At 40.4% G+C, this 20,828-nt stretch carries 19 protein-coding genes; 17 read left to right on the top strand and 2 right to left on the bottom strand.

The genetic code is table 11. The annotated features are described in order from the left end of the window. The first annotated feature begins 12 nt into the window (after nt 1-12). From BTO28_RS08050 to BTO28_RS07985, 14 genes are all read left to right on the top strand, one after another. Entirely contained in the window at nt 13-2,367 is a 2,355-nt protein-coding gene (locus tag BTO28_RS08050; RefSeq protein WP_076765060.1) for a xanthine dehydrogenase family protein molybdopterin-binding subunit, read from the top strand. Between the two features lie 20 nt (nt 2,368-2,387). Beyond that, entirely contained in the window at nt 2,388-3,305 is a 918-nt protein-coding gene (locus BTO28_RS08045) for an AAA family ATPase (protein ID WP_198936749.1), read from the top strand. Continuing rightward, nucleotides 3,306-4,496: a VWA domain-containing protein gene (locus BTO28_RS08040; protein ID WP_076765056.1), complete on the top strand. Its 1,191-nt coding sequence runs from the start codon at nt 3,306-3,308 to the stop codon at nt 4,494-4,496. A gap of 1 nt (nt 4,497) precedes the next feature. Beyond that, nucleotides 4,498-5,547: an XdhC family protein gene (locus BTO28_RS08035; protein WP_076765054.1), complete on the top strand. Its 1,050-nt coding sequence runs from the start codon at nt 4,498-4,500 to the stop codon at nt 5,545-5,547. Between the two features lie 22 nt (nt 5,548-5,569). Next, nucleotides 5,570-6,424, top strand: coding sequence for a branched-chain amino acid ABC transporter permease (locus tag BTO28_RS08030; RefSeq protein ID WP_076765052.1), 855 nt, complete (start codon nt 5,570-5,572; stop codon nt 6,422-6,424). Next, nucleotides 6,424-7,404: a branched-chain amino acid ABC transporter permease gene (locus BTO28_RS08025; protein ID WP_076765050.1), complete on the top strand. Its 981-nt coding sequence runs from the start codon at nt 6,424-6,426 to the stop codon at nt 7,402-7,404. The genes BTO28_RS08030 and BTO28_RS08025 overlap by 1 nt, the downstream gene beginning before the upstream one ends. Further along, nucleotides 7,391-8,155 carry an ABC transporter ATP-binding protein gene (locus BTO28_RS08020; RefSeq protein WP_158068798.1) on the top strand — a complete coding sequence of 255 codons (765 nt, stop codon included), beginning with the start codon at nt 7,391-7,393 and terminating at the stop codon, nt 8,153-8,155. The genes BTO28_RS08025 and BTO28_RS08020 overlap by 14 nt, the downstream gene beginning before the upstream one ends. Then, nucleotides 8,142-8,846 carry an ABC transporter ATP-binding protein gene (locus tag BTO28_RS08015; protein ID WP_158068797.1) on the top strand — a complete coding sequence of 235 codons (705 nt, stop codon included), beginning with the start codon at nt 8,142-8,144 and terminating at the stop codon, nt 8,844-8,846. The genes BTO28_RS08020 and BTO28_RS08015 overlap by 14 nt, the downstream gene beginning before the upstream one ends. A gap of 14 nt (nt 8,847-8,860) precedes the next feature. Next, the gene (locus tag BTO28_RS08010; protein ID WP_076765048.1) at nt 8,861-10,108 is read left to right on the top strand and encodes an ABC transporter substrate-binding protein; all 1,248 of its coding nucleotides are present in this window, start codon (nt 8,861-8,863) and stop codon (nt 10,106-10,108) included. A gap of 44 nt (nt 10,109-10,152) precedes the next feature. Next, nucleotides 10,153-11,175, top strand: coding sequence for a TRAP transporter substrate-binding protein (locus BTO28_RS08005; RefSeq protein WP_083711396.1), 1,023 nt, complete (start codon nt 10,153-10,155; stop codon nt 11,173-11,175). A 76-nt stretch (nt 11,176-11,251) separates the two neighbouring features. Beyond that, the gene (locus BTO28_RS08000; RefSeq protein WP_158068796.1) at nt 11,252-11,722 is read left to right on the top strand and encodes a TRAP transporter small permease; all 471 of its coding nucleotides are present in this window, start codon (nt 11,252-11,254) and stop codon (nt 11,720-11,722) included. A gap of 26 nt (nt 11,723-11,748) precedes the next feature. Beyond that, entirely contained in the window at nt 11,749-13,026 is a 1,278-nt protein-coding gene (locus BTO28_RS07995; protein ID WP_076765044.1) for a TRAP transporter large permease, read from the top strand. A gap of 19 nt (nt 13,027-13,045) precedes the next feature. Beyond that, nucleotides 13,046-14,242, top strand: a complete 1,197-nt coding sequence (locus BTO28_RS07990; RefSeq protein ID WP_076765042.1) for a benzoate/H(+) symporter BenE family transporter — start codon at nt 13,046-13,048, stop codon at nt 14,240-14,242. A 78-nt stretch (nt 14,243-14,320) separates the two neighbouring features. Then, on the top strand, nt 14,321-14,932 hold the full coding sequence (locus BTO28_RS07985; RefSeq protein ID WP_076765040.1) for a nucleotidyltransferase family protein: 612 nt from the start codon (nt 14,321-14,323) through the stop codon (nt 14,930-14,932). A gap of 81 nt (nt 14,933-15,013) precedes the next feature. On the opposite strand, the gene BTO28_RS07980 is transcribed toward BTO28_RS07985, so the two are convergent. After that, complete coding sequence (locus tag BTO28_RS07980) at nt 15,014-16,372, bottom strand: TrkH family potassium uptake protein (protein ID WP_076765039.1); 1,359 nt, start codon at nt 16,370-16,372, stop codon at nt 15,014-15,016. Between the two features lie 16 nt (nt 16,373-16,388). Next, a complete protein-coding gene (locus BTO28_RS07975) occupies nt 16,389-17,555 on the bottom strand; it encodes an aminotransferase class I/II-fold pyridoxal phosphate-dependent enzyme (protein WP_076765037.1) in 1,167 nt (388 codons plus the stop codon). A gap of 171 nt (nt 17,556-17,726) precedes the next feature. On the opposite strand from BTO28_RS07975, the gene BTO28_RS07970 reads away from it, so the two are divergent. The 3 genes from BTO28_RS07970 to BTO28_RS07960 are packed head-to-tail and all read left to right on the top strand — an operon-like array spanning nt 17,727 to nt 20,783. Next, on the top strand, nt 17,727-18,281 hold the full coding sequence (locus BTO28_RS07970; RefSeq protein WP_076765035.1) for a biotin transporter BioY: 555 nt from the start codon (nt 17,727-17,729) through the stop codon (nt 18,279-18,281). Nucleotides 18,282-18,312: 31 nt separating this feature from the next. Further along, nucleotides 18,313-19,719 (top strand): AMP-binding protein, encoded by a 1,407-nt coding sequence (locus BTO28_RS07965; protein ID WP_076765033.1) that lies wholly within the window; start codon nt 18,313-18,315, stop codon nt 19,717-19,719. Further along, a complete protein-coding gene (locus BTO28_RS07960; protein ID WP_076765031.1) occupies nt 19,716-20,783 on the top strand; it encodes an acetyl-CoA C-acyltransferase in 1,068 nt (355 codons plus the stop codon). Before BTO28_RS07965 ends, BTO28_RS07960 begins: the two co-directional genes overlap by 4 nt. Nucleotides 20,784-20,828 lie beyond the last annotated feature (45 nt).

Raw genomic sequence — 20,828 nt, 5'->3', positions numbered from 1 at the left:
GGAGGCTCGGATATGTCAAAGTATGTTGGACAGAATGTGAAAAGAAAAGAAGACTACCGACTTCTAACAGGTACAGGAATATTTGTAGCGGATATACGCTTAGATAACATGGCGGAAGCGGCTATATTACGAAGTACTTATGCTCACGCAAAAATCAAAAATATTGATATATCAAAGGCAAAAGAATATGAAGGGGTAATAGACGTTGTGATTGCTTCTGATTTAGAAGGAAAAGTAAAGCCATTTACAGAATTTGTCGAATTTACATTACCTTCTAATCTAGAACAAGAAATTAAACCAACCATTAAGAGAAATCCTGAACCAATGCTTGCCAAAGACAAAGTAACATTTGTTGGACAAGCAATTGCCATTGTCGTAGCAAATAACCGCTATCTTGCTGAAGATGCCGTTGCGTTAATTAAAGTAGAATATGAACCGCTGCCCGTTCTCACAGATCCTTATGAAGCAAAAAAAGAAGCTGCGCCAGTTATCCATGCGGAGTTAAACAATAACATCCAATCTCACTTTGAAGTAAAAGTCGGCAACATAGAAAGTGCATTTCGACAAGCAGATTATACGATAAAAACACAATTAAAAACGCCGAGAGTATCGGGAAATCCGCTCGAGACTAGAGGAGTAGTAGCGGAATATGAGGAACGGAGCAGCCAATTACAAGTTTGGTCTTCTACTCAAGTTCCTTACATGGTTCGCTCTTACATTTCTAAACTCGTTAATTTAGTCGAAGATAATATCCGTGTGGTTGCACCGGATGTCGGGGGAGGATTCGGTCCAAAATGTGCTGTTTATCCTGAGGAGATTGTGATTCCTTACCTTGCTATGAAACACAAAAGGCCAGTGAAGTGGATCGAGGATCGGCTGGAGCATATGCAAAGTACAAGACATTCTCGTGATCAAGTTCATGATGTTGAAGTAGCTTTTAAAAGTGATGGAACGATATTGGCGTTAAAGGATCATTTTTTGCTGGATAATGGAGCTCACAATTCTTTTGCTTTATGCTGTGCCTATAACAGTGCCGCACATCTTAGAGGAATGTACAAAATACCAAATTATAATATTGTGGGAGAAATTGTTTTAACAAACAAAACACCAAATGTGCCGTATCGCGGAGCGGGAAGGCCGGAAGCTGTATTTGTTATGGACCGATTAATTTATATGATAGCAGACAAGTTAAATGTGGATCCTATAGAAGTTTCAAGAAAAAACTTCATACAGCCCGAAGAAATGCCTTATGAAACGGATTTATTTTATCGGGATGGGACACACATGGTTTTGGAAAATGGTGATTATCCAGAAGGGTTAAAGCAGGCGCTGAATATTGTGGGATACGAACAATTTCGCCAAGAACAAATCGAGGAAAGAACAAAAGGGAGGTATATTGGAATTGGGGTCTCCTCATATATTGAGGGAACAGGAATTGGTCCCCACGAGGGTGCGGTCGTTAGAGTTGATTCGTCAGGACATATTTTAGCCTATGTAGGCTCCAGTCCACATGGTCAAAGTCATGAAACAACACTTTCCCAAATATGTGCGGATGAATTTGGCGTAAGTCCGGATCAAGTAACAGTGAAAGCCGGGGATACCAGCTTGCTGCCTTATGGTGTAGGAACATTTGCAAGCAGAGGTGCTGTAACGGCCGGTTCAGCTGTTCAAGTAGCATCAAAACGATTGCGTGAGAAATTTCTTGCTATAGCGGGTGAAATGTTAGAAGTAGCACCAAACGATTTGGAAATGAAAGAAGGGAAAGTGTATCCGAAAGCGCTTCCATCAAAATTTGTCACTTTGCGGGAAATTGCATTGGCTGCTAAACCAGGCCCGCGAAGTAAAGTACCGGAAGGAATGGAGCCTGGAGCAAGTGTAACCCATTATTTTATCCCGCCATCCGTTACATTTTCATCAGGATTCCATGTGGCAATTGTTGAAGTAGATAAACAAACAGGATTTGTTACGATTTTAAAATATGTTGTTATTCACGATTGCGGGCGCGTATTAAACCCGATGGTTGTTGACGGCCAAATACAGGGTGGAGTTGCGCAGGGAATTGGCGGTGCTTTATATGAAGAGATCATATATGACGAAAACGGCCAGTTAGTGACCGGAACTTATATGGATTATTTAATCCCGACAGCAATGGAAGTGCCCGTTGTTGAGATGGGCCATCAAGAATTTCTTTCACCGAGAAACCCTATTGGTGTGAAGGGCGTGGGAGAAGGAGGAGCCATTTGTCCGCCAGCATCCATTGCCAATGCTGTTTGTGATGCAATGAAGCCGCTGAATATCAAAATTAATTCTGTTCCAATTAGCCCAAACAGACTGAGAGATTTAATCCAATTGGCGGAAGCACAATAAAAAAATGGGGTTTGATGAATGTGAATGAAAAAATTGAAGCGTTACAGCAACAATTAAAAGAACAAGGGTATATTGCTGATCCTTCCTTGCTCATGGCAATCTATATTTCAGAAATTCTGGAACAGCCCCTATTCTTAGAGGGAGACCCGGGTGTGGGAAAAACGGAAGTAGCGAAAGTAATGGCTAAGAGAATAAATGGGAATTTAATTCGACTTCAATGCTTCCCAGGCATTGAAAGCAATGAAGTGCTTTACGAGTGGAATTATTTAAAACAAATTTTAAACATTAGAATGCGGGAACATCATCTTCTAAAGACAGAGAGCTTGAATGGGCAGTTTTTAGAAGAGGAAGACCTTTTTCATAAAGATTTTTTAATAGCCCGCCCTCTATTGGCAGCACTCCAATCAAGACAGCCTGTCGTATTGCTAATCGACGAAATCGATCGTTCGGATGAAAGGTTTGAAGCGTTCTTGCTAGAGTTTTTATCTGATTTTCAAATTAGTATTCCCGAAGTTGGTACGATTAAAACATTCCATAAACCGAGAGTTATTTTAACGTCCAATCGAACACGGGATGTACATGATGCTTTGAGAAGAAGGTGTATTTATCAATGGATTGATTATCCATCTCTTGATAAAGAGATGGAGATTATTCGCAGCAAAACGTCAGGATTATCAGAAATTCTCCTAAACCAAATTTGTTCCTTCCTATCTGTGCTAAGAAAATATCCTTTAGATAAAAAACCTGGATTATCGGAAAGCCTTGATTGGGCGAGAACCATTTCGAGCTTAGGGTTAGATAACATATGGGATAAAAATATTCTAAAAAACACGGCAGGCTGCCTGGTTAAAACAAAAGAAGATACGGATATGGTCATAAAGTCTTTGGATGACGCTCTAAAAGACAGCAAAAATATTTTAAATAGGCTGATTGGATAAATGGATACGTTTCATCTTAATGAAACCATTGTCAGATTTGCCCGCCGTCTAAAAGATGATGGTTTAAGGATTAACCAGAGTCATTCTTTAAAGGCTATAGAAGCATTAAAAGAGATCAATGTGCTGCAAAAAGAAAAATTTTATTATGGGCTTCGCTGTATCTTCTGTACCAGTCATGAAGATTATAAAGTTTACGATCGTGTGTTTCGAGGATTTTGGGAAGATGCGGTACCTTACGCGGGGAAAGAAATCGAATCCGAAGAAGAAACAGGCGATCAAGAAATGAATGATGCTCAAAAGAAAGCAGATGTGGAAGAATTGGATGTAAATCTGTCTTCTTCAGATGCGAGCATGAATGAATTGGATGATGACATGTTAGTAAAAGAAGATTTTCAACAAGATTTAGAACAGGCCGGCAAAATGTACACCTATTCGCCTGATGAAAGACTCATGCTGAAAGAATTTACATCAGTGCCTATTCAAGATTTATCCAAATCGAAAGAATATAAGCAGCTTTTGACAATACTTACGAATTCAATGCAAAAGGATAGTCTTATTCAAGGCAATAATGATTTCTTTCTAAAGAAAACATTGCGTAAAAATATAAAACACGGTGCTATGGAATTTTTAGAATTGTATAAAAAAGGAAAAAGCAAAACGGATAAACAGATACTATTAACACTTATCGATATTAGTGGATCAATGGAAATATATATAAAAATGTATTTGCCTCTTTTTTATCAACTACATCGCTCTGTCGGGAGAGCGGACACCTTTTTCTTTAGCACATCGATCTATCCAGTTTCTAAATTTTTCAACCGTCAGTACGGACAAACGATGGAACTGCTAAATGAACGGCTCCGTATTTCCTCTAATGGTACTAATCTTGGCCAATGTTTAAGAGATTTTCGTAAATATCATTCATCCAGACTGTCTCCTCAACTCACGACAATCTTAATTTTCAGTGATGGCTGGGACCGGGGAGATATGGAACAATTAAATACCCAAATGAAAAAATTAAATCAAGAAGTTTTCCAAATTATTTGGATTAATCCATTACTGGGAAGTGAAGGATATTTTCCTGAAACAGAGGCTTTTCGTACGGTGGCCCCTTACCTCACCCATTTGATTTCTTTAAAAGATATAAAATTGTTCAAAGATACAGATCAGGCGAAATGGAGAGTGAAGTAAAGTGTCTTTCTTAAAAGAAATAAAAGATATTTCTTTGCAATTAAACAAGGTATGGAAGCGGGATGAAAAGGCAGCGATGCTTATGATCACAGAGGTGAAAGGGTCTTCTTATAGAAAACCCGGAACGAAAATCCTGATTTCGAGCGATGGACAAATATCCGGAAGCCTGAGTGGAGGATGCTTGGAAAGTGATTTAGCAGAATGGACGAAAATCGCCATTGAACAAAATAAGGCAATGACAAAGTCTTACAATTTGAGTGAAAATGACCTCTGGGGTTTAGGCATTGGCTGCAAAGGTTCTTTAGAGGTATTGATACTTCCGATAGAAAGAGAATCTCTTTTTTGGAACAGGATAAACGAAGAAGCGTGCAAAAATCAAATCATCCGTCTTGTATTTGACACTTTCTCTGGAGAAGGATGGCTGCTAAACGCTCAAAATGAGGTATTAGCGCAAAACGGTGAAAATATACCTATTGATCTATTAAATGGTATTTCTAAACACGATAAAAAGTTTGCGCACGTTATCCAAACAGGAAGCAAGCGTTTTGTCATCGATACAAACTTTCCTCTTGAAAAAATCGTTGTCTGTGGTGCTGGGCATGATGCAGTCCCTGTTGTTGACCTGGCTTTGAAAGCAAACTTTGATGTGACCGTATTAGATCCAAGAACGCAATTTAATCACGAGTCCCGGTTTCCAGGAGTGAATCATATGATTGCTGAGTCTGACATGATGGATGGTTTACCTGAGCTGCATGACTCATATTGGATCATCATGAACCACCATATGGAAAGAGATCGGGAAGCTCTCCAATTAGCCCTCCAGTGCAATCCAAAATATGTCGGGCTGCTGGGCCCTATTAAACGGTCAGATGAATTGCTTGGATCAGTTGGATATGTGTATTCAGACAAAATGATATATTCTCCTGTAGGACTTGATTTGGGAGCTGAAACAATTGAAGAGGTCGCGATAAGCATTATTTCTGAGCTCCTTGCCGTACGAAATGAAAAAACCTCGGGACACCTGAAAGGGAAAAAGAAAATTCATGCTTAGATCATGAAAGGGAGGGACAGAGATGGATTATATTGTATTTGGGATTGTAACAGGGTGTATTTTAATTATTGCTTCAATCGGTTTTTCAATGGTATGGAAAACAGAAAATTTTTTAAATATCGCCCATGGCCAACTATTACTTATTGGCGCTTATTTTGCTTATCTTTTCAAAGAAGTGCTAAACATTCCATTTGGTCTATCTTTAGTGTCCTCTGTTATATTGACAGCATTTGTTGGCTTGTTATTAGCAAAAATTTTTTATTTTCCAGTACGAAAAAGCGGGATTTTAGTTTTGCTTTTTACGTCAATCGGCCTTTCCTGGGTCATCTATGGAATTATTCAAGCGATAGTTGGTCCAGACATTCGCACGTATGGACTGGAAACAAGCCGTATGATTGAATTGCTCGGCAAACAAATTATTTCCTATCAAGAACTGTTTATTATCATTTTGTCGCTATCATGCGTAATGGCCCTCCATTTTATTTTAACGAAGACGAAAAATGGAAAAGGGTTTAGGGCAATGGCGGAGAATCGTGATCTTGCCCAGATTAGAGGGATTAATTCAAAAAAATTATCCGATTATGTTTGGTTAATTTCATCTGGTCTTGCTGGATTGGCAGGGATTTTGCTGGCCATGACAGGCACTCTTAATATGGAGCTGGGATGGCAGCAAATATTAATTATTATGTCGGTTGCCATCGTTGGAGGAATGGGGAATCTTTATGGAACGATGCTTGCGGCACTTATTATTGGCTTAAGCATGGATATTAGCACAATCATCGTACCAACATCTTATCGGACCGCCATTGCCTTTATTTTCGTTATCCTTGTATTGTTAATAAGACCTCAAGGACTTTCAAAAGGAGGTACAGCCTAATGGAAGCACTTGTTTTTATCTCTGGCCTTGTCGCTTTAGGCGGAATATATGCAATGCTGGCTATTTCATTGAATGTCAATGGAGGAATGCTGGGATTGTGGGATCTTGGGGTCGTTGGTTATTTTGCTTTAGGCGCCTATTCTTATACACTGATTTCAACTGATGCACCATACGGGCTTGGATTGCCCATGGTGATCGGAGTAATCGCATCAGCAGTTATTACAGGTTTGCTCAGTTTGTTTATAGGATTTACCGCTCTTCGTTTAAGAAGCGAATACTTATTAATTACCACTTTTGCATTTGCTGAGATTATCCGGATTGTCGCGACAAATGAAGATTGGCTGACAAACGGAAATGTCGGAATATTCGGACTAGAAAAACCTTTTCAGGAGGTTATTCCAGGTTCCATTTATATGGTGTTTTTTGCAGGATTGGTATTGGCTGCATTAGGAGGCTATTATTTCTTTGCACAAAGATTAGCTGATTCACCAATGGGCAGGTATATGAGGGCAATTCGAGAAAACGAACAGGTGACTCAATCAATTGGGAAGGAAATTTTTAAAACAAAATTAAAAGTATTTGTTTTAAGCAGTTCAATGGTCGGTGTAGTAGGCTGTTTTTATGTTTGGTACATGTCGATTATTGCACCTAATATGTTTTACTCAACCGTTACATTCACCGTGTGGACGGCCCTTGTTTTAGGGGGGATTGGCAACAACAAAGGAGCAATAATAGGAGCATTTGTTTTAATTTTCGTTCAAGAAGCAACAAGATTTATCCCTGTGCCAACGGAATACAGTACATTACTGGCTGGAATAAGGCAATTGATTTCAGGTATGCTGCTAATCCTAGTATTGAGATTTCTCCCTCAAGGCTTCATAGCAGAAAAATTTAAATCAGTAGAAAGGTTGTTTAATTTAGAGCTGAAAAATTCCATAGTAAATGAACCGGATGGAGGGAGAAGAAATGTTGCTGGTTAATGACATAAGTAAAAGTTTTGGTGGGATTCAAGCTGTAAAAGATGTAAATCTTGAAGTGAAAAAGGGAGAAATTGTTGGGTTAATCGGACCAAATGGCGCTGGAAAAACAACGTTATTTAATATGATCAGTCTTTTTCTCTCTTCCAGTAAAGGAGGGGTTCAGTTTTTAGGTGAAAATATTTCCAGGGAGACTCCGGAAAGGGTTGTTGAAAAAGGGTTATTACGCACTTTTCAAACACCTGTTGGTTTTCCAAAATTAACAGTTTTAGAAAATTTAATGGTCGTTCCAAAGCAAAAAGGTGAAGGGATTTTCAGCACCTTTTTAAAAAGAAAATCAATTGTTCAACACGAAAGGGAGAATTATTATAAGGTTTGCGCTTTGTTAGAACAGTTTAATTTGTTCCAAAAACGGAATGAACTTGCAGAAAATTTGAGTGCGGCAGAATTGAAATTGCTAGAACTGTGCCGGCAGCTGATGGCAAATCCTAAAATCATGCTGTTAGATGAGCCTGCTTCAGGGGTGAATCCTGTAATGCTCGACAAAATGGTTGAACATATTCTTCGTCTCAGGGAGGAAGGAATGACTTTCCTTGTTATTGACCATAACCTCGGATTTATTTATCGGATTTGCGATCGGATCTACTGTTTGGCAAACGGTGAATTAATTGCATCGGGCACGCCGGAAGAAATATCGAATAATGAACGAGTCAAATCCGTGTATTTAGGAGTGAATGAAAATGAGTCTGCTTGAAGTGAATGAGCTGGTTTCAGGATACGGAAAGATTCCTATTTTACATGAGGTGAACCTTGAAGTAAATGAGGGGGAAATGGTTGCGATTATAGGTTCTAATGGCGCGGGGAAATCGACCTTGATGCATACAATTAGCGGGCTGCTGCCGGCATTGAAGGGCTCTATTTATTTCCAGGGAAAACGAATCGATAATAAAGCGCCTAGTGAGATCACCCGGCTGGGGTTGGGATATGTTCCACAGCGAAAAAATGTATTTGCGGAATTAACTGTACAGGAAAACCTGGAAATGGGGGCCTATACACTAAAAAATCCAAAAGCACGTATCGATGAAATGCTGGATATGTTTCCACGCTTGAAAGAAAGGCTTGGGCAAAAGGCCGGCACATTAAGCGGAGGAGAACGGCAAATGTTAGCATTATCCAGTGCTCTCATCGTAAACCCTACATTTCTATTGTTAGATGAACCGATAACAGGGTTGGCTCCGCAAATAATCAAAGGGTTAATCGATATGATTGTAGCAACTTGCAGCCAAGGAACAACCATTGTCTGGGTTGTAGAGGAAAATCCAAAAGATGTGCTGAAACATGCCGATCGTGTTTATTTAATGGACTCTGGCATTATCAAAATGGTACGTACAGGAAGAGAGTTTCTGGAAGAAGAGAATTTTGAACAATTATTTTTAGGCCATTAAAAGGGGGAAATTAAATGAAGAAAAATGTTACAGCTTTTTTGTCAGCATCTTTAATTTTTTCAATGTTAACAGCCTGTTCATCCTCCAATGGAGGAGGTGCGGCCGGTAGCGGGAGTACAGGCGACAGCATAAATGTTGGATTTTTATCCGGCTTGACCGGCTGGCTTGGTTCTTTTACGAAGGAAAATGTTAATTCCATGATTCTTGCCCAGGAAGAAATTAATGATGCTGGGGGAATACTTGACGGTAAAACAATAAACGTGATCGATGTGGATACGGCTTCCACTGTCGAAGGATCCATTAAAGGGTATCAAAAATTAGTAAATGCTGATGGTGCGGTTGCTGCAATAGGTCCGGAAACTGAATCAATGCTCGCATTGTTAAATGAAGCACCAAAAGCGAAAGTGCCTATTATGTCTGCATTTGCGGGTTCTACTGAGTTAGATGAAGTAGGAGGGGATTTTGCCTTTCGTACAGCTGCATCAGACTCTCTTATTGGAGAAGTCCGCGCAAAGATATTAATTGATAATGGGATTAAGGAAGTAGCTGTTATGGTTGGCAACTATGAAGGAGCACAAAGTGACGTTGAAAGGTTTAGGGAGACTTTCGAAGAGTTAGGCGGCAAAATTTTAAAGGAAGTAACCTTTAATATCGGTCAAAATACGTATAATGGAGAGTTAAAACAAATTGCTTCAGTGAATCCTAAGCTCGTTTACTATTCTGGCGGTATTGATACGGCACCGATTATTTTCAAAGCGGCAGAGCAGCGCGGCTATGATTGGGAATGGTATGTAACGCCGGACGTGGCTGTTCAAGAATTCATTGATGTCGTTGGAAAAGGTGTGGCGGAAGGTGTTAAAACAGTTATTCCAATGGAAGATGAAAACAACGCCGCCTTTAAACGTTTCAACGAAAATTATGAGAAACGATTCAACGCTGTTCCATCTGGCGGTTATTATAATGCGAATACGTATGATCTTCTTATTGCGTCAGCACTCGCAATGGAAGCTGGAGGAGAAGCGAGCGGGTCCGCTATTAATGAAAAGATACGAGAGGTGACGAACCCTCCTGGCAAAGAAGTTGATACATTCGAAGAAGGATTGAAAGAATTAAAGGCTGGTCAGGATATCAATTATCAAGGAGCTTCCGGACCAATTGACTTTGATGACCATGGAAATGTTATCGCTTCTTACTCTTTAATGGAAGTTAAAGACGGGAAATGGAAGCAAGCAGAGTTTTATGCGGCTGATTATCTAAAATAATTTATTTGAGTATTCAGAAAAAACGTCGAAAAGGGGGGATTACTTTGCGATTAAATTACACAGTAATGGTTGTATTAGTTGTCATATCTCTATTCGTGCTCACTGCATGTGGAAGAGACAGTTTAACAAGTGTCCAAGCTGAAAAAGAACCGATGGTGATCAAATTGGCAACGTCGACACCTTTAATGACATCACAGACAAAAGGGGCTTTTAAATTTAAAGAACTGGTTGAAGAAAAAACAAACGGGGAAGTGTTAGTTGATATTTACCCGACATCCCAGCTCGGTTCATTAAGGGAGCAAGTGGAAGCTACGCAAATGGGCACCATTGAAATGTCAATTTCACTCATTTCGACACTTTCAACGTTCGATGAAAATTTAAAAGTATTTGAATATCCATATTTATGGCCAACAAATGAGGGATCACTTTGGAAAGCGGTTGATGGTGAAGTTGAATCAAAAGCGCTTGAGTCACTTTCAAATAACGGATTAACGGGACTAGGGTTCTGGGCAGGCGGATACAAGGCAATTACAAGCAATAACGAGCCTGTATTATCCCCTGAAAACCTCGATGGAGTAAATGTTAGAGTTATCCCTTCCCAGACTTTATTGAAACAGTACAAAAGCTGGGGAGGGAACCCTGTTCCGATTGATTTTTCGGAACTTTATAGTGCTCTCCAGCAAGGTACTGTCGATGCACAGGAAAACCCACTAGAAACCATTTACACCCAAAAGTACTACGAAGTTCAAAAATACTTGACGTTATCTAATCATGGTTACCAATTTTATATTTTTACTGTTAACCAAAACTGGTTTGATCAGCTTCCTTCTAATATCCAAAACGTGCTGAAAGAAGCAGAAAACGAAGCTGGTGAATATGCAGTTGAACTGAATATAAAGCAAAACAAGGAATATTTGCAGGAACTTAAAAAAACAAACATTGAAGTATTTGAGTTAACAGACGAACAAAAACAAACGTTTATTGAGACCTCAACACCATTGCATGATGAGCTAAGTGACAATAAAGAGAAGAAAGAATTGCTGGAATTAATAAGAAGTCAATTATAAGTGTGCAATAGTGGAGAGGACGGGAGGTATACATTTTCGTCCTCCTGTATTTCTTGTAAAGATGGGGGGAAGATCAGTGAAGATTTTAAATAAAATAGAAGAAATATCTATTTCAGCTGCGATATTAGTTTCAGCATTATTGGTACTATTTAATGTTTTTTTGCGCCTTACAGGGAATGGATCGATTTGGGCTGAAGAATTAATTCGATATTTATTAATCTGGGTTACATTTATTGGTCTTAGTTACTGTGTAAGGAAAAATGATCATATGTTCATTGACTTTCTGCCTGGATTGCTAAAAGGAAACGCTAAAAAAAGTTTGGTTTTAATCAATTATTCAATCGGCTTGCTTTTTGCTCTTGTTTTTTCATGGTTTAGTTTCGAATTCATCAATTTTAGTATGAATACAAGTCAATTTTCACCTGCACTAAATGTGCCGATGTACATCATTTATATAGTGATTCCATTTTCGGGTTTATTAATGGCCATTCGATATTCTCAAAAGATTATCGAAGTCCTTTTTAGAAAAGTGGAAGATATTCGATAATTTATTAAAGGATTAGGGGTGGTCATATGGTATTAACATTGATTCTATTAATGTTTGTTTTGTTATTTTTAGGAGTTCCCATTTTTGTAGCGTTATTGTTGTCTTCCATAACGAGCCTATGGTTCTTTACAGATCTTTCTCCAATGATCATTATGCAAAGAGTGTTTGGGGGGATTGATAAATTTGTTCTAATGTCTCTTCCTTTCTTTATTTTGGTTGCAAATGCTATGGATGTTGGCGGGCTTTCCACTCGAATCATTCGCTGGTGCAGGACGCTTGTAGGTCATTTTAGTGGTGGACTGGCCATGACGACTCAGACAGCTGCGTCATTTTTTGGCGCTTTATCAGGTTCAAGCCCTGCTACAGTAATCGCTGTTGGTAAGGTGCTGTATCCGGAACTATTAAAAAATGGGTACACGAAAAGTTTTTCAAGCGGTTTAATTATCCAATCTGGTTCTGTCTCATTATTGATTCCTCCAAGTATTACACTAATCCTATATGCGACCTCCACTAATACATCCGTTGGCGCCCTCTTTATGGCAGGATTAGGGGCAGGACTTCTTTATTCTATTGTCGTTTTAGGATACACCTACTTTTATTCCAAAAAAAATAATCTTCAAAAAGAGCCCAAAGCGACGAAATATGAGTTTTGGAAAGCAACAAAAGAGGCTTCTTGGTCCATTCTTGTTCCTGTTATTATTATGGGCGGAATTTTCCTCGGGGTATTTACACCAACAGAATCTGCCGGGATAGCCGCGCTTTATTCTATTTTTGTCGGAATGGCTGTCTATAAAGAAATTACGATGAAAAAGCTTTATGATCTATGTTTATCAACCGCAGGCACTACAGCTCAAATTATGATTTTAATCGGGGCTGCTTCTGCATTTGGATGGGTTCTGACCATTGCTAAAGTTCCGCTTGAGATGTCTAATTATTTAGCGGAACAATTTGTTGCAGATTGGTCATTTCTGTTATTTTTAAATTTGATTTTATTACTTATTGGAATGTTTTTAGATTCGACAATAGCTTTGGTGATTATTGCTCCTTTAATTTTGCCGGCGGCTCTCTCATTTGGAATTGACCCAGTTCATTTAGGCATCATTATGGTGTTAAATTTAGCAATTGGCACATTTACACCGCCGTTTGGTTTGAACATTTTTGTAGCAAACAGTATTACGAAAATGAGCCTTGTGGAAATGATTCCAGGGCTAGTAAGGTTTATTGTTGTCGCACTTGTTATCTTAATCGTCGTAACATTTGTCCCTTCCATCTCAATGGTTTTGCCGGATCTCATTTACAGCTAAGTCCAGGAGGGAGGATAAAATGAATTTAGAAATGGAGCAGAAAAGAAAAAGCAGGTCTCTTAAGGATATAAATACTAAGAATATCTCAGCAGGAGTAGTATCTGGCTTATTAGCAGCAACAGGCCCTCCGGTTATTATTTTGCAGGCAGCTTCTAATGGGAATTTTTCAAATGAACAGACGATTTTTTGGATGTTTTCAGTTTATGTATTTGGAGGATTATTCAGTATATTTCTTCCCCTTTATTATAGAATTCCGATTGTAGGCGCTCACTCGATTAGTGGAGTAGCTTTTCTTGCAACAGTTGCTCCACACTTTACATACAGTGAATTAATCGGGAGCTATTTCATGTCAAGCGTCATTATTTTTCTTATTGGGATATTAGGCTTGTTTTCAAGGTTATTAAAATATATCCCAAAGGAAATCATTGCAGCGATGTTAGCTGGTTTAATTACAAACTATGTTGTTCGATTTATCATCGGATTGCACCACCTTCCTTTAATTGGTGGTGTTGCTCTTTTCGTTTATTTCGTATTCTCCAAATGGAACTTGCGAATACCACCCGTATTGGCAGCAATTTTTACAAGTTTTCTCTTGTTGTTTCTTACACAAGATTTCCAACAATACGATAAAGAATTAACGTTTGTTTTGCCATATATTCAATATCCCGATTTCAACTGGTTATCTATACTTACTGTCTCATTTCCACTTGCTTTATTAATTTTAAGCAATGATGCCGCACCGGGTATTGGCGCACTTGAACAAAATGATTATAAGCCTCCGACAAATCGGATTGTGACATTAAGCGGTGTTTTTTCTATGGCAGCCGGGTTATTTGGAGGACAATCGGCAAATGTAGCAGGTATGATGTCTGCTATTTGTTCAAGTCATGAAGCTGGAGAAAAAGATAAACGATATATTGCTGCAATTGTATCAGGAATTCTGATTTTATTATTCGGGGTTTTTGCTTGGATGATCGTGCCATTTATAAATTCGCTGCCAAACGATTTTGTCTCGCTTCTGGCAGGATTTGCCCTATTAGGAGTTCTGGGATCGAGTTTAAATCTAAGTTTTTCCAAACAAAAAATGACGATGAGTGTTACATTTACCTTTGTTATAGCTTTATCAAATATTATTGTTTTTTATATTAGCGCTCCAGTATGGGCTTTAACGATTGGAGCCATAATCGCTAATTTAGTTGAAAAAGAAAAAATGTAAAAGTGCAGCATGAAAGTGGAATTCCTGCGGATGGCCGAGTATTGCTTTATATAGAATTAGGAAATGTGAGGTTAGTAAATGAAAGACAACATTCCGATAATGGCTGTCGTTTTATCAGCGGGGAAGTCTTCAAGGATGGGGCAGTTAAAACAGTTATTACCGATTCAAGGTGTCGCAATGGCAGAGCTCATCTTAACAAAAGTACTATCATTTCCATTTTCAAAAATCATTTCAGTAGTAGGGTTTAAAAAAGAAGAAATAAAGAATTCAGTCATCATTAAGGACACACGGTTTAAATGGGTGTCAAATGATCACTTTCACGAAGGTTTAAGCAGTTCCATCAAAGAAGCAATATTACATGCCGATACAGACATAATAGGGGTGATGGTCTTTTTAGGAGATCAGCCGTTATTTAAGGAAAAGACCATATTACAATTATTTGATAAAATCATGAACCTGGAAACCTCTTCAACATGTATCATTCAGCCAACTTATAACGGTCAAACGGGACACCCTGTTTTTATTCCCTCCGGACTGTTTCCCTATGTTGGAGAATTGTCAGGTGACCAAGGCGCGAAAAGGATATTTAAGTTTGCGGAGAAACATATTTTCGTACCTGTTGATGATAGGGGCGTGATCTTCGATGTTGATACACCAAAGGATTATGAGGATGCAGTAAAAGCGTATTGAATATAAAAAAACCTGTAAACATCGTCTTCTAAGCTAAGACTTTGTCTACAGGTTTTGCCGTCTTTTACGCTGGCTTTTTTATTACCCGATTAAAATGCGTTCTTTTGGATAATGGTACGAATCTTTTATTTCTTTCCCGCGAATGAGGAATAGGAGTGAGAATAATCCGACTCGTCCGATAAACATGAGAACGATTAAAATCATTTTTGCCGGCGTGCTTAAATGAGGGGTGATACCCAGTGATGAGCCGGTTGTACCAAATGCAGAAGAAACTTCATAAAAGATAGGCAGCAATCCAATTTCCGGTTCTAAATAGGACATGAAAATAATCGCCATTCCCCAGATGAATGTCCCTGTGACCATGACGACGTATGACCGGTGCATATCAATTGGATGAACTTCACGATTAAATACCTTAATCGTATTTTTACCGCGCGCAAATGTGTAAACACCCAAAACTGCGATCGCTACCGTTGTCGTCCGGAGGCCTCCTCCAACGCTGGAAGGAGATGCACCAATGAACATCAAGATCGAAAGTAAAAGAAGAGTCGGAGAAGAGAACTCATTCAAATCCATTGTTGTTAAACCGCCGCTTCTAGAGGCGACCGATTGAAACGTTGCATAAAAGAAGGATTCATGCCAGTTTTTATCTGCAAAGAAATGATGCCGGTCAAAAAAATAAATCCCCACTATGCCGATCACCACTAAAATCACATACATTGTTACAGTTAGCTTCGTAAATAAGCTGAACTCATATTTCCGCGTTCCACGGTACGTAATAAAATCTTTCAGTTCAATAAGTACAGGAAAACCGATCGCGCCGAGAATAATTAAAATCATATTAACAAACTGAACGAAATAATCATCCGCAAATGGAATGAGTGATGCCCCTGTAATATCAAATCCGCCGTTTGTTGTCGCGCTGATCGAAGCAAAAAGCCCGTGAAGGAAAGCTTCCGATAAGGTTGGATAATACTGGGTAAAATAAATACCGAGTATTAACGCTCCAGCGGCTTCAATGGCTAAAATAAGTAAAAAGATTTCCCTCATTAGCTTCACTAGGCCGTTTAAGTCTGTCCTGTTCTGGTCAGCCATAATGAGCTGGCGTTCGCGCATGCCGATTCTTTTTCCAAAGAAAAGCCACACCATCGAACTGAATGTCATGATGCCAACTCCGCCAACCTGTAATATAAGCATAATAAAGAAGTAGCCGGTTGTACTAAACGTATCAATCGTGCTGACGGATGTTAACCCGGTGACGCTCAGGGCGCTGACTGCCGTAAATACCGCGTCAATAAATGTAATGTCAGCGTTCGGTTTATGAGCCACCGGAAGGAGAAGCAGGATGCTCGAAAAAACGGCTCCGGTGAAATATAAAAGAACGATTAACTGAAAAGGAGAAAGCTTTAACGCTTTTTTTACTTTTAAAGGTTTTATCATGAACCTGCTCCATTGATCAAATAGTTGGAATGATTTTTTTCAGGCGTTCCACTGCAAGTGTAAGGACATTTGAAGGCTGGACGAGTGCAATTCGTACAAATCCAATACCCCCTGTCCCAAAGGCGCTGCCCGGAATCATGACGACACCCGAACGGTCAATCGCTTCAAAAACAAACGAACGGTCATCTGTTCCTGCTGGTATTTTTGCCCATAAAAACATGCCGCCGTCCGGTTTTGAAACAGACCAGCCGATATCGTTTAAACCATTCACAAGAATATCACGTCTGTGGATAAATTCCTTGCGCAAGCGGCCGGTTATTTCTTCTGCATTGTCCAATGCTGTCGCTGCTGCTTCCTGTACAGGAGCGAAGACACCATAATCCAGGTTGGACTTTAACTGTTTTAACACCGCGATCATACTGGCATTTCCTGCAATATAAGCAATCCGTGCGCCGGCCAGGCTAAAACTTTTAGAGAGCGAATTGATCTCAATTCCTACATCCTTCGCTCCTGGAACAGATAAAAAACTGAATGGTTTTGTACCGGTAAAATAAAATTCAGAATAAGCGGCATCGTGGAGAACCACAATATTATATTGTTTACTAAAGGCTATTACTTTTTCAAAAAAAGCGTCATCGGGCATTGCCGGCACCGGATTTCCCGGTAAATTAAAAATGATCAGCTTTGCTTTTTTTGCGACTTCCTCTGGAATCGCCTCGATATCCGGTAAAAAGCCGTTTTCTTCAATCAGCGGCATATAATAAGGAATTGCGCCTGCTAGTGTTATACCCGCTTCGTACGCCACATATGCCGGATTCGTTGTGATAACGATATCTCCTGGATTGCAGAAGGCAAGAGGCAAATGAACAAGGCCTTCCTGCGACCCCATCGTCTGTAAAATTTCAGTCTCCGGATCAAGCTGTACACCTGAACGGCGGGCATAATAATGGGAAACAGATTCGTTAAAACGTTTTGTGCCGCCAAGTGTATAGCCATACGAAGAACTTTTAGCACTTTCCTCGGCAATCACGTTTCTAATTTTTTCATCCGGCGGCAAATCCGGGCTTCCTAAACTAAGGTCAATTAACTCGGCTCCTTCATTTCGTTTTCTTTCAGTGTATTGTTTTAAATCACTGAAAATTGATGGCTGAAATGCCGTCATTTTGGCTGAAGGTTCAATCATTAAAAAAGCACTCCCTATAAATAGATATACATGGGCTATATTTTAACACACGGACTATCAATTGTGGGCGCATGAATGAAAAGCTTAATTGTTAACTATTATAATATTAGGTTGACAATGAAAAAGCATCTCGATTACACTGTAAAAAACAATATAATGGAGGCATACATCATGAAAACAATACATTGGATACAAGCTGCGATGTTTGCTGCGATCATGGGGGTTCTGGGCTTTTTGCCGCCTATTCCACTCTCATTCACACCGGTGCCAATATCCTTTCAAACAATCGGGGTCATGATTGCGGGAGGCATTCTCGGTTCAAGACTGGGCGCTGTCAGCCAAATTTTATTTTTACTTGTTGTCGCAGCGGGTGCACCACTTCTAGCAGGCGGCCGCGGAGGTCTTGCCGTTTTTGCTGGTCCGAGCGCCGGTTTCTTAATCTCTTGGATTGCGGGGGCTTTCGTAATCGGCTTGTTGACGGAGCGTGCAGCGAAATTAACCGTCCGCCGCACATTTACAGCTAATTTAATCGGCGGCGTCGCTGTTTTATATGCAATTGGGATTCCGGTTCAATCGTTCGTAACGGGAGTAGGCATTCGTGAAGTAGCCATTGCAAGCATGGCGTTTATTCCTGGTGACATAATTAAATCAGCTGCTGCTGCTGTTCTCGTTCCTAAATTACGGGAGGCTCTGCAGGCAGTCCCGTCATTTCGCAGGGCTGCGTGAATTTTGATATACTCATGTGGGGGGATTATCGTTGAATATTACATCCACATTTTCTCTCCGGGCACAAACGTGCCCGGATTCTTTGTTTGTTGAGACAGAAACAAAGAGATTTACATATGCTGAATGGGAAGAGCTAACAAAAAAAGCGGCAAGCTGGTTATTATCCCATGGAAAGCCCGGAGATACCGCTGCCGTTACGTCAATAAACAGGTGGGAAACACTTGTTATTTTTTGTGGTGCAGCGCGTGCGGGATGGACCTTTATGCCGCTGGATCCGCGCATGAAAGGGAAAGAACGGGAAGAGCGATTACAAATGGCTTCTCCACGGCTTTTTATCGGGAAAGATGATCTTGAAAAAGCAGGACAAACCATTATGGAAACAGTACCCTCTGACTATTGCTGCGAAGACGGAGAAGCGATCTTTTACTCCGGATTTACGTCCGGCTCCAGCGGGAAACCGAAGCAATTTGGACGGCATCATCAGTCGTGGATCAAAAGTTTTGAGGCGGGGCTAGCTGATTTTCCATTAACGGGACAGGAGTCAGCTATCATAGCCGGACCGATTCATCATTCTCTATTTTTATACGGTGCCGCATTTGCATTTTTTACGGGGCAGAAGATCATTCTTCTTGAAAAATTTTTGCCCCATCAAACAGTAAATACGATCAAAAACGCATCATCGTTTGCTTTTTATGCTGTCCCGACCATGCTGGAATCACTGTTAAAATACGATTTGAATCTGAAAGGAAAAGGAATCGTATTTTTGTCAGGAGCCGGATGGCCGGCTGAACGGAAGCAAGAATGGCTGAAACAGAACCCGGATGCTGAACTGTATGAGTTTTACGGTGCTTCAGAGCTTAGTTTTGTCTCTTATATGACGCCTGATGATTATATGAGAAAACCAGATTCATCCGGCCGTCCAAGTACCGGTGTCACGATTTCGATTCGTGACGGAGATCGAATACTGACAACAGGAGAAAAGGGTAAGGTATTTGTAAAAAGCCCAATGCTGTTTAGTGGGTACGCGATTAATGGTTCCTATCAGGCGGATATAGGAGAAGACGGATTTTATACAGTCGGGGATGCAGGGTACATAGACGAAGAAGGCTATTTATTTATCGTCGGGCGCGAGCAGTTTATGATCATTACCGGCGGTGTGAATGTATATCCGGAAGAAGTTGAAAGGGTGATAACAACGCACCCTCTCATACAAGAAGCCGCTGTCACATCGATCCCGGATGTGCATTTAGGTGAGCGTATCGTATGTCTATATACAGGTGATATTGAGCCGATTGATCTTCAATTTTTTGCAAAATCACTTCTCTCGATTGAAAAAATACCGCGCAAGTGGGTGAAAGCCGAATCGCTGCCCCATACGACAAATGGAAAAATCGCCCGCAGCGAGCTTAAAAAAATGGCACTAGAGGTGTTTAAATGAGTGTTTACATCACAGGAGCGTACCGGACACCGGTGGGCATAAAAAACGGCATGTTTAAAGAGATTGGCGCGGCAGAACTTGCTGCACCGGTTATCAAAACATTGTACGCTAATCTAGACTCACCACCTGATGAAGTCATTTTAGGCAACGTTACAGGACCAGGAGGGAACATTGCAAGACTTTCCGCCTTGCTTGCGGGACTTCCAGACACCGTCCCGGGACTTACGGTAGACCGTCAATGTTCATCCGGCTTAGAAGCGATTCGTATTGGTGCATCACTTATTCATTCAGGGCAGGCAGACTTGATTATTGCGGGTGGATGTGAAAGTTCCAGCACGTCGCCACGTCCCGAAAAAGCCATTTTTTCACCAGATTATATTGGCGATCCGGAAATGGGGATTGCTGCTGAGTGGCTGGCGGCACGGGAACACATTTCCCGGAAAGAACAGGATGATTTCGCGATTCGCAGTTACAAGCGCTACTATGAATCGTATGATCAAGGTTTTTTTCAAAACGAAGTGATTCCGGTACACGGAATAAAAGCAGATGAATCAGCTGTGAAAAAAAGGCCCATTGAAAAAATGGCAGGCCGCGCAAAAGCAGCATTTCAAACAGGCGGAACGGTAACTGCGATCAACTCATCAGCTCATAATGATGCTGCATGCGCCGTCACGATAACGTCAAAAGCGAACCGTGGATTAAAAATTATCGGAAGTGCCGCAGCCGGTGCAGATCCGAATTTCCCGGCGGCCACACCTGTTCCGGCGATCAAAAAATTATTGCAGCAAACCTGTTTAACACCTTCAGATATTGATTTATGGGAAATAAATGAAGCATTTGCAGTCAAAATTTTATACACGGCCCGTGAACTCACTATTCCGCTTGAAAAAATCAATGTATTCGGCGGTGGAATCGCACTCGGTCATCCGTACGGCGCATCCGGTGCCATGCTTGCGCTTCGCCTTTTTTATGGCATGCCGCATAAATTGGCAAAGTACGGTGTAGCAGCTGTTGGAAGTGCTGGCGGTATTGGTGTCGCGATGTTGTTTGAATATGTAAATTAATATTGATTATCCGGTTTATCTCTCTTACGCATCGGGGTATGGTAC

Source organism: Domibacillus epiphyticus, from assembly GCF_001975785.1.
GTDB classification, from domain to species: domain Bacteria; phylum Bacillota; class Bacilli; order Bacillales; family Domibacillaceae; genus Domibacillus; species Domibacillus epiphyticus.
This window is presented reverse-complemented; position numbering and strand designations above follow the sequence as displayed.